The organism is Campylobacter concisus (assembly GCF_003048835.2).
Lineage (GTDB): Bacteria > Campylobacterota > Campylobacteria > Campylobacterales > Campylobacteraceae > Campylobacter_A > Campylobacter_A concisus_D.
In genome coordinates this window covers 1,349,849-1,362,116 of sequence record NZ_CP060705.1, presented here as the reverse complement: position 1 = coordinate 1,362,116, position 12,268 = coordinate 1,349,849, and the positions used below count along the sequence as shown (strand labels likewise).

At 39.7% G+C, this 12,268-nt stretch carries 12 protein-coding genes and 1 pseudogene; 8 read left to right on the top strand and 5 right to left on the bottom strand.

The window, feature by feature from the left end; genetic code table 11:
• Positions 1 to 525 precede the first annotated feature (525 nt).
• From napA to CVT08_RS06815, 7 genes are read left to right on the top strand one after another with little or no spacing between them, the layout of a single operon-like run.
• The gene (gene napA / locus CVT08_RS06845) at positions 526 to 3,306 is read left to right on the top strand and encodes a nitrate reductase catalytic subunit NapA (protein WP_107856841.1); all 2,781 of its coding nucleotides are present in this window, start codon (positions 526 to 528) and stop codon (positions 3,304 to 3,306) included.
• An 11-nt stretch (positions 3,307 to 3,317) separates the two neighbouring features.
• Positions 3,318 to 4,076 carry a ferredoxin-type protein NapG gene (gene napG / locus CVT08_RS06840; RefSeq protein ID WP_413784348.1) on the top strand — a complete coding sequence of 253 codons (759 nt, stop codon included), beginning with the start codon at positions 3,318 to 3,320 and terminating at the stop codon, positions 4,074 to 4,076.
• The gene (napH, locus tag CVT08_RS06835) at positions 4,073 to 4,864 is read left to right on the top strand and encodes a quinol dehydrogenase ferredoxin subunit NapH (RefSeq protein WP_107856839.1); all 792 of its coding nucleotides are present in this window, start codon (positions 4,073 to 4,075) and stop codon (positions 4,862 to 4,864) included. Before napG ends, napH begins: the two co-directional genes overlap by 4 nt.
• Positions 4,861 to 5,388 carry a nitrate reductase cytochrome c-type subunit gene (locus CVT08_RS06830; protein WP_107856838.1) on the top strand — a complete coding sequence of 176 codons (528 nt, stop codon included), beginning with the start codon at positions 4,861 to 4,863 and terminating at the stop codon, positions 5,386 to 5,388. The genes napH and CVT08_RS06830 overlap by 4 nt, the downstream gene beginning before the upstream one ends.
• On the top strand, positions 5,388 to 5,855 hold the full coding sequence (locus CVT08_RS06825; protein ID WP_107856837.1) for a 4Fe-4S ferredoxin: 468 nt from the start codon (positions 5,388 to 5,390) through the stop codon (positions 5,853 to 5,855). Before CVT08_RS06830 ends, CVT08_RS06825 begins: the two co-directional genes overlap by 1 nt.
• Complete coding sequence (locus tag CVT08_RS06820; protein ID WP_107856836.1) at positions 5,852 to 6,787, top strand: WD40 repeat domain-containing protein; 936 nt, start codon at positions 5,852 to 5,854, stop codon at positions 6,785 to 6,787. The genes CVT08_RS06825 and CVT08_RS06820 overlap by 4 nt, the downstream gene beginning before the upstream one ends.
• The gene (locus CVT08_RS06815; protein WP_107856835.1) at positions 6,784 to 7,125 is read left to right on the top strand and encodes a chaperone NapD; all 342 of its coding nucleotides are present in this window, start codon (positions 6,784 to 6,786) and stop codon (positions 7,123 to 7,125) included. The genes CVT08_RS06820 and CVT08_RS06815 overlap by 4 nt, the downstream gene beginning before the upstream one ends.
• A gap of 538 nt (positions 7,126 to 7,663) precedes the next feature.
• Here CVT08_RS06815 and CVT08_RS10455 read toward each other — a convergent pair.
• The 5 genes and pseudogenes from CVT08_RS10455 to CVT08_RS06795 all read right to left on the bottom strand — a co-directional run bounded on the left by CVT08_RS10455 (position 7,664) and on the right by CVT08_RS06795 (position 11,166).
• Positions 7,664 to 8,104, bottom strand: coding sequence for a methyl-accepting chemotaxis protein (locus CVT08_RS10455; RefSeq protein ID WP_413784347.1), 441 nt, complete (start codon positions 8,102 to 8,104; stop codon positions 7,664 to 7,666).
• Between the two features lie 828 nt (positions 8,105 to 8,932).
• Positions 8,933 to 9,454 (bottom strand): annotated as a pseudogene (locus tag CVT08_RS10450) (PDC sensor domain-containing protein); the annotation flags it as partial.
• Positions 9,455 to 9,727: 273 nt separating this feature from the next.
• Positions 9,728 to 10,270, bottom strand: coding sequence for an SCO family protein (locus CVT08_RS06805; RefSeq protein ID WP_107856833.1), 543 nt, complete (start codon positions 10,268 to 10,270; stop codon positions 9,728 to 9,730).
• Positions 10,271 to 10,279: 9 nt separating this feature from the next.
• Positions 10,280 to 10,744: a hypothetical protein gene (locus tag CVT08_RS06800; RefSeq protein ID WP_103581939.1), complete on the bottom strand. Its 465-nt coding sequence runs from the start codon at positions 10,742 to 10,744 to the stop codon at positions 10,280 to 10,282.
• Positions 10,744 to 11,166 carry a copper chaperone PCu(A)C gene (locus CVT08_RS06795; protein ID WP_107856832.1) on the bottom strand — a complete coding sequence of 141 codons (423 nt, stop codon included), beginning with the start codon at positions 11,164 to 11,166 and terminating at the stop codon, positions 10,744 to 10,746. The genes CVT08_RS06800 and CVT08_RS06795 overlap by 1 nt, the downstream gene beginning before the upstream one ends.
• Before the next feature lie 136 nt (positions 11,167 to 11,302).
• Here CVT08_RS06795 and CVT08_RS06790 point away from each other — a divergent pair, with 136 nt between their 5' ends.
• A complete protein-coding gene (locus tag CVT08_RS06790) occupies positions 11,303 to 12,268 on the top strand; it encodes a L,D-transpeptidase family protein (protein WP_004317576.1) in 966 nt (321 codons plus the stop codon).

Genomic DNA, 12,268 nt, shown 5'->3' with positions numbered 1-12,268 from the left:
CTTGCAGTTGTGAGCTTGCGAAGCAAAGAAGCTCCCTTCCCCCTTAACAATCCCCTGTCTGCTTGCAGTTACGAGACGAAGTCGAAGTAAAGCCCGACGACGTTATAGGTAGCATGCCTCAGTGCTTCGCACTGCATGTGGATAATTTCAATAAAATTTAAATTTAGAGCCGTGATATGCTCGTTTATAAATTTTAAAATTTCTTGTTCCATCGTATATAAATTTGATTAAATAAAAGATAAATTTACCCCAATTTATGTGTTACTTTTCTACTCAACTATTTGAATAAATTTATAATTTATTTTTTTAAGATTTACTTGTAAAATACCTATAGATATGTTAAAAAATTGCTTTAAGTTATCATCTTACTTCTTTTATAATGGGCTATTTATATAAATTTTCTTAAACTAATATGTAATTTTACATCTTAAGTTTATTGAAATTTTTATCTACGTAAATCAGGGGTAAATAAGTTTAATGAGAGTAATATCTCTTAAATTTGTTTAAATCTTTGAAGGAGAAAAAATGAATCGACGAGATTTCATCAAAAGTGCTGCAGCTAGTGCTGCTTGTGCTAGTGCCGGTATCGCTGTGCCAAGCTCGCTAAGTGCGGCAAACGAAGCTGAAAAAGGCTGGCGTTGGGATAAGGCTGCCTGTAGATTTTGCGGAACCGGATGTGGCATCATGGTTGCTACAAAAGAGGGCAAGATAGTAGCTGTAAAAGGCGATCCAGAAGCACCGGTAAATCGCGGTCTAAACTGTATCAAAGGCTACTTTAACGCTAAGATCATGTACGGCGAAGATAGGATCACTCATCCACTTTTGCGTGTAAATGAAAAGGGCGAATTTGACAAAAAAGGTAAATTCAAGCAAGTAAGCTGGAAACAAGCATTTGACGTGATGGAAGCTCAGTTTAGAAAGACTTATGACGAGCTTGGACCTCACGGCGTTGGCGTGCTTGGCTCTGGTCAATACACTATCCCAGAGGGCTACACAGCTGTTAAGCTTATGAAAGGTGGCTTTAGAAGCAACAGCATCGATCCAAATGCAAGACACTGTATGGCAAGTGCGGTTCTTGGTTTTATGCAAGTTTTTGGTATCGATGAACCATCAGGCTGCTTTGATGACATCGAGCTAACTGATACTATCGTAGCTTGGGGCGCAAATATGGCTGAGATGCACCCGATCCTTTGGGCGCGCGTGAGTGATAGAAAGCTTAGCGATCCTGATAGAGTAAAGGTCGTAAATTTAAGCACTTACTCAACTAGAACATCAAATTTAGCCGATATCGAGATCATTTTTGCTCCGTCATCTGACCTTGCTATCTGGAACTACATCGCTCGTGAGATAGTCTATAACCATCCTGAGATGATAGATGAAGAATTTGTCAAAAAACACTGCGTCTTCACAGCTGGCCCAGTTGATATCGGATATGGTCTTCGTCCAGACATCCACCACAAAAAATATGCTCCAAGTGAGCTAGACACAGCTGCTACTGAAAAATCAAAGGTGCTAAGCGAGGCTGAGGGCGTTACGCTTTCTTATCTTGGCCTAAAGGCTGGCGATACGCTAGAAAATAAAAATGCTGCAAAAGCTGGCGATCACTGGCAAATAACATTTGAAGAGTTCAAAAAAGCTCTTGCGCCTTACACACTTGACTTTACAGCTAAGGTAGCAAAAGGCGATCCAAACGAAGATATCAATGAATTTAAGAAAAAACTAAAAGCACTTGCTGATCTTTACATCGAGAAAAATCGCAAAGTCGTGAGTTTCTGGACTATGGGCTTTAACCAACACCAACGCGGCACATGGGTAAATGAGCAAGCTTATATGGTGCATTTCTTACTTGGCAAGCAAGCACTTCCAGGCTCAGGTGCCTTTTCTCTAACTGGCCAACCAAGTGCGTGCGGAACAGCAAGAGAGGTTGGAACATTCGTTCACCGCTTGCCAGCTGACATGGTTGTTGGCAATCCAAAGCACAGAGAGATCACTGAAAAACTTTGGAAACTACCTGCTGGCACACTAAATGCCGTACCAGGCTCACACTACGTAAAAATGATGCGTGATCTTGAAGATGGCAAGGTTAAATTTATCTGGGTTCAAGTAAATAACCCATGGCAAAACACTGCAAACGCAAACCACTGGATCAAAGCAGCTCGCGAAATGGACAACTTCATCGTCGTAAGTGACCCTTATCCAGGAATTTCTGCAAAAGTAGCTGACCTTATCCTCCCAACTGCGATGATCTATGAAAAATGGGGTGCATACGGTAATGCTGAGAGAAGGACACAGCACTGGAGACAGCAAGTACTTCCTGTTGGCGAAGCGATGCCTGATATCTGGCAGATGCTTGAGTTTAGTAAGCGCTTTAAACTAAAAGATGTTTGGGGCGAGAAAAAGCTAAATGACAAAGTGACACTTCCAAGCGTGCTTGAGGCTGCAAAAGCTATGGGATATAGCGAAGAAGATACGCTATTTGACGTGCTTTTTGCAAATGAAGATGCTAAGAAATTTAGCGCAAACGATCCGATCATGGAAAACTATGACAACACAGAAGTCTTTGGCGATAGTAGAAAGGTGATCGGCTCTGATGGTAAAGAATTTAAAGGATATGGATTTTTCATCCACAAATATCTTTGGGAAGAGTATAGAAAATTTGGTGTTGGCCACGGCCACGACCTAGCTGACTTTGACACTTACCACAGAGTAAGAGGTCTTAGATGGCCAGTTGTCGATGGTAAAGAGACTCAGTGGAGATTTAACACCAAATTTGACCCATACGCTAAAAAAGCCGCTCCAAATGATAAATTTGCATTCTACGGCAACAAAAACGCAGCTCTTCCAACAGGCGATCTAAAAGGCGTGAAAAATCAAGAGAAAACTCCTCTTGCAAACAAAGCAAAAATTTTCTTCCGCCCTTACATGGATCCATGCGAGATGCCAAGCAAAGATTATCCATTCTGGCTATGTACTGGCCGTGTTCTAGAGCACTGGCATACAGGCACGATGACTATGCGTGTTCCTGAGCTTTATAGAGCCGTTCCAGAGGCACTTTGCTACATGCACGAAGATGACGCTAAAAAACTTGGCGTGCTTCAAAACGAGATCGTTTGGGTCGAGTCACGCCGCGGCAAGGTAAAAGCAAGAGTAGATCTAAAAGGTAGAAACAAGCCGCCAGTAGGTCTTGTTTATGTGCCTTTCTTTGATGAAAACGTATTTATAAATAAAGTCTGCCTTGACGCTACTTGCCCTATCTCAAAAGAGACAGACTATAAAAAATGCGCGGTTAAAATTTACAAGGCGTAAAAGTGGCTGATATGGAATTTTCAAGTAGGCGAGAAGCTTTGAAATTTGGAGCTAAGGCAGTGATCTTAGCTCTTGGTGGAGGCTTTATATGGTCGCTTAGTGCCAAAGCCTCACCGCTTGTACTTCTTAGACCGCCTGGTGCGAAAGCAGAGGAGCAGTTTTTAAAGAGCTGTATCAAGTGCGGACTTTGCGTAGAGGCCTGTCCATTTGATACGCTAAAACTTGCTACTCTTGAAGATGGTATAAGTGTCGGTACGCCTTATTTTGAGCCTAGAAAAATTCCTTGTCATATGTGCGAGCATATCCCTTGCGTGCCAGTCTGTCCGACTGGGGCACTGGACGCAAATTTAGTAAGCACAGCTGGCAAACTAGACATAAACAAAGCCAAAATGGGCGTTGCAGTGGTCGATATGAAAAACTGCGTGGCCTACTGGGGCATACAGTGCGATGCTTGTTATAGATCTTGTCCGCTCATAGATAAGGCCTTGTATCTTGAGTATCGCCGCAACGAAAGGACGCAAAAGCATGCGTTTTTGCTCCCAGTAGTTGATAGCGATATCTGCACGGGTTGTGGCGTGTGCGAGCGAGCCTGTATCACCGAAAAAGCAGCCATTACTGTGCTAAACCGCGAGGTTGTGCTTGGCAAAGTTGGCGATAACTACGTCAAAGGCTGGATAAAAGAAGATGAAAGGCGCGTGGATGATGCCAACAGCAAGATAAAGCTCGACATCAAAAAGGCGACTGACTATCTAAATGGCGGTGAGCTATGAAATTTTTAATCTTAAGACGAATAACTCAAATTTCTATCCTAGTGCTATTTATCCTAGGAAATGTTTATGGGTTTAAGATACTTAGCGGAAATTTAAGCTCATCTACGCTTTTTGGACAAATTCCACTAAGCGATCCATTTGCGGTGCTTCAAATTTTACTAGCAAGCTTTAGCGTAGGCATAAATGGGGTAATCGGTGCGATCATCGTCTTTGTATTTTATGCACTTATCGCTCCTAGAGCGTTTTGCTCGTGGGTTTGCCCAGTAAATTTACTAACGGATATTGCTTACAAGCTAAGAGAGAAATTTGGCTTTAAGGGCGAGAAAATTTTAAACGTAAGTAAAAATTTGCGCTACTACTTGCTAGCGCTCACTCTTATCTTAAGCCTAGCTCTCTCGCTGCCAGCGTTTGAGAGCATTAGCTTTATAGGTATCATCCAGCGTGGCATTATCTACGGCTCAGTTAGCACCATTGGCATCGCCCTTGGCATAGTGGCCTTTGATATGTTCGTGCTAAAGCGTGGAATTTGCTCACATGTCTGCCCGCTTGGTGCATTTTACGCGGTGATATCAAAATTTGCACTCATCAGAGTAAAACACGACGCAGATGCCTGCACAAAGTGCATGAAGTGCAAGCTCATATGCCCAGAGGTGCAAGTGCTAGATATGATCGGTAAAGAGAGCCGAGCGGTTAGCTCAAGCGAGTGCATAAGCTGCGGTAGATGTATCGACGTTTGCGGCGACGGGGCGTTAAATTTTAGTATTAGAAATTTAAGGAGAGAAAAATGAAAATGAAAATAATGGCGCTTGGAGCACTATGCGCTGCCTTTTTAGCGGCATGTGCATTGAATAATCCAAGCATTAGCGATTCGCAAATCGGCCTTAGAAATGTCGATTTGTTAGACGATAAAGACGTTGTTTTAAAAGACATCAACTACACAAAAGAGCCAGCAGGTATGGCAAAGAGGTTTGACAGATCTTTTGAAAACGCACCTCCGTTTATCCCGCATGACACTGAGGGTTTGGTGCCTATCACAAAAGATATGAATATGTGCGTAACCTGCCACATGCCTGAGTTTGCAAAAGATAGCGGAGCAACTCCTATCCCAGCTTCTCACCTTTATGACATCAGAAACAAAAAAGATCTTGCAGGCAAGCTTGATGATGAGAGATATAACTGCACAACTTGTCACGTCGAGCAACAAAATGGCGTAACTCAGCTCGTTGGCAATAAATTTAAGCCTGACTTTAGAGATAAAAACGGCTCACATAAGTCAAATTTACTAGACGTTTTAAATGACGGCGTTAAGTAATGCAAAGCAGGCGAGAGCTAATTAGTAAAATTTTGGGGGCAAAACCTGCTCCCAAATTTATAAATCCACCATTTTTTAGCGGTGAATTTGACTGCGCTGGCTGTGAGGCTAGCTGCGTCAGTGCCTGTGAAAAAGAGCTTCTTAGCTTTGAAAATGAAAGAGTTATTTTTAAAGTTAAAAAGCTAGGCTGCGACTTTTGCGAAGAGTGCGCGAAAGCTTGCCAAAGTAGCGGCCACCTGGCATTAAGCTTAAACTCGCCAAAGAGCATAAACGCAAAGGTTAGCATCAACGTCGCTAGCTGCCTAGCGTGGAATGACACGATTTGTTACAACTGCCTTGATGCTTGTAAATTTAAAGCGGTTGAGTTTCTTGGTGTTTTTCGTCCCATAATCAATCAAAATTGCGTAAGCTGCGGCGAGTGCTTTGATGTTTGTTTTAAAAATTCGCTTGAGATGGAGGCTTTATGAGAGTTTTATTTTTTCTTTTTTGCTTGTTAAATTTTATCTTTGCAAATGAGATCACAACGCCTATTAAAGAGATAGAAGCTAGTGCAAATGTGCTTAATACTACGCTGATAAATTACAAACTTTTTATCGCAACTGATGGTGGCACGGTTGAAATTTATGATCCAAAAGAGTCTAAATTTGACGAGATCATCAAAATGGATGATATAAAAACCTACGTTAGCGACCATGAAAGACCAAAAATTTTAAATGTCGATGAGCTAAATGGCAAGATACTCATCCTAAGCGAGGGCGACTACGCTACAAAGGTACTTTATCTAAGAGAAAATGGGCAGATAAGAAGCATAAAAATGGCTAATCAAGCGATAAAAAAGGCTCTATTTTTAGACGGAGAGCACGTCGCACTTGCCTCGATCAGCAATGAAATTTACTTTTTAAACCTAAAAAGTAGCGAAATTTATGATAGTTTTAAGATATCAATCGCAATGCTCTCAGACATGGAGATAAGCGAGGATAGAGGCACGCTAGCGATCGCTTGCGAGAGCGGTAAGGTCTATTTTTACAATGTTCGCACTAAAAAGATGGACAAAATTTTAGATATCCACACTGATAATATCTACGACATCGCCTATAAAAATGGCGTCATGATAAGTGGAGGCACCGACAGGATCGTTGGCATCTTCTCTGCTGGAGCGCTAAAAAAGATAAACACTGGCTTTTTGGTTTATGGCGTGGGGCTTAGTAGTGACGGCAAGATCGCTGCATATATGAGCGATGAGATGAGCGATGTAAATTTAGTTGATAGTGCTAGCATGGAAAATATCGCTATGCTAAAAACTGGGCAAAGCACGATAAATAGCATAGTTTTTATAAGCGACAACGAGGTTGTGACCTCTGCTTATGAGAAGAAAATTTTATTTTGGAGAGTTAGATGAATATTTCAAGTCTGATAGTCTATACGGATAATAAAAATGAGAGTGTCAAAAACGAGATAAGCAAGTTAAAAGAGTGCGAGATCATCACTGATGCAGAAGATAGGATCGTGGTGGTCGTTAGCTCAGAGAGCATAGAAGATGAGATCAGAGTTTTTAAGATGATAGAGGGCATTAGCGGCGTGGTGAGCGTTGCGATGGTTTATAGCTACCAAGAAGACGCTCAGGAAAATAGAGAAAGGCTTGAAGCAAGTGGCAAGATAAGCGAAATCTTAACAAGCGATGACGTAAAAGCCGAAGACATCGCATATGGCGGTAGCGTGCATTATAAGGTGAGGTAAATTTAAATTTTTGTTTTGGGGTGTAAATTTAAACTTTAGTAAGCCCAAACAAATTTCAAATTTAACATAGCAAACCGCATGCAGTGCGCCAGCACCATTGCATGCCACCTCTAACGTGCGAGGGGATTGGGGGATTTAAAAAGGGGGGCAAAGGGACGGCTTCGTAATTCAAGTCCCCCTTGTCTCCCTGTCAATTATACACATCTGACGCTGACGACGAAGAGGACTGTGTAGTATTCGGTGAGACGCTCAGCATATTAAAAAAAAATAATAAGGTATAGTAGTGAGAAATATTATCTTATATGACTCGCCTTAGCAACTTACTAAATTTAGGGCTCATAACCATTCGCCACTAAATTTAGAAGCGTGATATGCTCGCTCATAAAATTTTAAAATTTGATAGATAATTCTTGAGTACTAAATTTGAAATTTATAGATAAACACAAAGATTAAATTTAAGATTTAGAATTTAAAAAGATTAAATCCCAACCCAGTCTAAACCAGGTTGAAATTTATGAAGATATATGAAGTAGTTTGATTAAAATTTATTCTTTCTTACTTCACTTACTATTGTCTTGGCCATGTTATCAACATCGCTTGTTACTTCGTTTGCTTGGTTTGCAATTACAACATTCTCTTTTGTTAGATTATCTATTTGAGCAACTGATTGATTTATCATATTTATGCCTTCACTTTGCTCTCTTATAGATTCACTCATCTCATTTATTGATTGAGCAAGTACATTTGTATTTGCTTCTATCTCTCCTAGAGATTTTTGTGTTCTTTCTGCTAGTTTTCTAACTTCATCAGCAACAACTGCAAATCCTCTGCCATGCTCTCCTGCTCTGGCTGCTTCAATTGCTGCATTAAGAGCTAGAAGGTTTGTTTGATCTGCTATATCTCTAATGATAGTTATGATGTTTTTAATTTCATCACTTTGTCTTATGACATCAGCTGTCTTTTGAGAGATGGCATTCATTGAGCTTGACATTTGCTCAACTGCAGCTGCTGATTCTTGTAAGCTATTTGCTTGTGTGCTAGCACCTTGTGTAAGCTCTTTCATAGCCAAAGCCAAAGTTGTAGCCTTTTCTTCAAGCATCTTGGCATCATTTAAATTTGAGTTTAGCATAGTGCAAATTACTTCACCCATATTAGATACTCCAAGTATCATAGCCTTTAGATCGGCTTCTAGCTCTTCATTTATCTCAACCTTTGCTGTAAAGTCGTTTTTAGTATATGAGCTAAGAACGTTTGTTATGCCTTTTAAATTTGCTGAGATAGATGTAAAGAATTTATTTAGTAGCTCTTTTAATTCATTTAGTGATGGGTTGTTTGGAGTTGAGCCTATCTTTGCTCCAAGGTTTCCTTTGATCATTAAATTTGCTACCTTATTTAGCTCATCTATCATAGTGCTATCTTTTTTGATGCCAGCTACGACTTTATCGATGTTTTCATTTATCGCTTTACTCATCTCACCAAATTCATCATTTGATCTTACCTCTAGCTTGCTTGGTGCTTTTGCTTCGTAAGTTACAAATTTAAATAGATCATCAAGCTTAGACTGGATAGTTTTTATAGGGTTAAGAGACTTTTTAAGTAAGAAATAGACAAATGCTGAAAGGATAACGATAAATAGCACTGCTAGGATTAGCTGGATCTTTAGGAGGGGCATAGTATTTGTGGTAAATACATCTTTTTGCATAGCAGATATAGCCAGCCAGCCACGATCGTTTAGCTCTATGAAGTCAGCATATCTATCCTCGCCCTTTGTGTTTTTATAGGCAATTAGTCCATTTTCATTAAATTCTTTATTTTTATATCTAGCGACTAGCTTGCTTGTGGTTGGATTGTCTTTGCCGACTAGATCTTTGTCAGGGTGAATGATGATCTTGCCATCTTTATCTACTACATAAGCATAACTATAATCAGTCTTGCTGATACTCATGATCTCTTTGCTTAGCTCTTCGATGCTAACATTTGTCGCTGTTACACCGATGTCTTTTATAGGAGCAACGAAGCTTATCACCATTTGTTGCAAAGATGCAGATACGTAAGGATCGGTAAAGGTAATGCCATTTTTTTCTTTAGCTAGTTTATACCAGTCTCTAGCTCTTGGATCATAGCCATCTTTTGGGGTTTCATTTTTGCCATTTGAGCGGTACATCGCACCGTCATTATAGCCAGCATAAACAAGCCCAACCTCTTTATTTGACATCGATTTGGCTTGAGCTAAGATGGCGTCGATGCCGTTGCGGTTTTCGTCTAGCTTTGACAAGATAGAGGACATGCTATCCACGATATGAAGATTGTTATTAAAAAATGTATCCATTGCATTTTTAACATCTTTTAGAATTTGACGTTGAGCTTGTGTGACTAGCTCGATGGTTTTGTTTTGAGCAGTGTAGTAACTAACAGCTGACATAGCCACAAACGAAATACATAGAGCAACTATTAGCATTAGTGCTATTTTATTGGTGATTGACTTCACACGAATTCCTTTACATAATGATTTGAATTTTATATCGGCTAGTTTAAAAAGAATTGTATAGCTGTTTAAGAAGTTTTTCTTTAAAAATAAGAAGTTTTGATCTAAAAGATAAATTTAAGGTCTATCTTTTATCAAATTTAAAAGATTTTCTCTGATATTTTCACTAGTTAAATTTGAAATTTCGCTGTAGAAATTCCCATCTTTATCTAGCAGATAGATAGCAGAGCTGTGAGCGACAGAGTAGCCCATAGCAGAGTTTTTAAGATGCACTTTTTGGTATTTTACGCCGTAGTTTTTAGCAACTTTTGGTAGATCATTCATCTTTAGTCCGTCTGCATCTTTGTAGAAATTTTTTGCCATTAGGGTTAAATTTTCGGGCGTGTCACGATCAGGATCAAGAGTGATGAAAAGTAGCTCAAAGTCGTCTCTTTTTAGTTTATTTAGCTCATCGCCCACAAGAGAGAGCGTAGTAGGGCAGACATCGGGGCAGTAAAGATAACCAAAATATATCGCTTTATACTTGCCGTTATAGTTTTTAAGACTCACTTCGCCATGCTCTGAAAGCGCCTTAAAATCATACTTGTTTGGCTTTATAAAAAGCATCGCAAGACCTGCGCATATTAAGATTATTATTAAGCCCCAAAGTGTCTTTTTCATCATTTGCCCTTACATTTTTAGATCGAGATCGACAAAAAACCCAGTATCTTTTTCGCCATCAAGCAGCTTAAACCTATACCTCATAAGATCGACCACGCAAGCACTTAACACGACTTGCGCTATTAGATTATCGCCTCTTTGATCAAGCCTTGCCTTTATAGAACCCATGTTCATGTTTATGCCATCGATTACAAGGTTTGGATCTTTTAGCCCTAAATTTTTGCCATTAATGATCTTAAAGCTAAACGGCCTCATCGCAAAGATCGGTCTTGGCGAGATGTCTATCTTTAGCTTAACGCCATTAAATTTCACCTCGCAAGCATCTTTGTTTAGATCGCATTTTAGAGGATCAAGCGATGTATTTACATCGGCAAATTCAGGCGGATCCTCTTTGCTGACCATAAATTTATGACCTATCCAAAAAGCACCTGCTACGATAAATATGAGTGAAAAAATGATTAGAATTTTTTTCATTATTTAAAGTTTTTGGTTACTCCGATATTATCAAGCTTGATGCTCTCGCCGTTGCTAAATTTAAGCTCCAGATCAACCTTGTCGCCATCTTTTATAGGTCTATTTAGATCCATAAGCATGATGTGAAGACCGCCAGGCGCTAGCTTTGTCTCGCCATTTTTTGGGATAACGGCGTCTTCAACCTGAACCATAGCCATCATGCCATTTTCCATCTTGTGAGTGTGAATTTCAGTGCTTTTGCAAACACTTGAATGAACGCCAACTAGCTTTACATCGGCATTTGAAGCATTTTTGATATCCATGAAAATAGCGCTGTTGTTTGTGCCAGGCTTTGTGTCTCTTGCTCTGACATTTTCTAGGCTGATGTCAGCCGCCACTAGTGTAGATGCCGCAAGCAATGCACCAAAAACAAGTTTTTTCATATTTTTCCTTTATGGTAAATTAATAATGGTTTTCAGATTATACATATAAAGAAACTAAAATTCCCTTTAAAATTTAAAAATTGAAATTTTTTAGGTTATAATTACGCACTAAATTTTACTTTTTGGGACACTTCACTTGAAAAAGATACTATTTTTCTTCATCGCGTTAGCGCCTTGTCTTTTTGCCCAAAATTACGAAGAAATTTACTTAAAAAATGGCCCATCTGCCGTCATAGAAGCCATTGAGAAGAACATTTTAAGTAAGGACTACTGGCTAAACAAGCTCAAAGACAAGGACGTTAGATACGGATATTACGACAACGAGATACTTCTAAGCGTGGTTGATAAGACTGACAAAGAGCTTGAGGTCATCTCTTATAAAGACGGAGTTACAAAAAAACTCTTTAGCTCAAGCGTCATCGTTGGCAAAAATGGCGATAAACTGCTTGAGGGCGATCTAAAAACGCCAGTTGGTGTCTATCAGCTCACGCGTAGATTTACGCCAAATGATAGATATTTGGGCCCTCTTGCCTTTTCTCTTTCATATCCAAATTTGCTTGATAAGCTTGCAAAACGCAATGGCAGTGGCATCTGGATACATGGCTATCCGCTTGATGGTCAAAGGACAGATGAGCTAAAGACAAAGGGCTGCGTGGCTATGCAAAATGACATCTTGATGAAATTTGACGAAGTTATAGACCACAAAAAAACGCTCGCATTTATCTATGAGGACAAGCGCCCAGAAGCAAGCGTGAATGACATAGCGGTGATCATATCTGGAATTCTTAACTGGAAAAAGACTTGGAGCGAGAGTGACATCGATAGCTATTTGAAATTTTATGATAAAGATTTTGAGCGATATGACGGCATGAGCTTAGAAAATTTTAAAAATATGAAACGAGCTATCTTTTCTAAAAAAGAGAAAAAACATATCGCTTTTTCAAATTTTCTCATCACGCCTTATCCAAATCTTAAAAACGACAAGCTCTTTCGCGTGAGTTTTTATGAGGATTACGCTGCTGATACGCATAAATTTGCAGGTCAAAAGACCCTTTATGTCAAGCTTTATGGCGATGAGATGAAAATTTTTATAGAGGAGTAG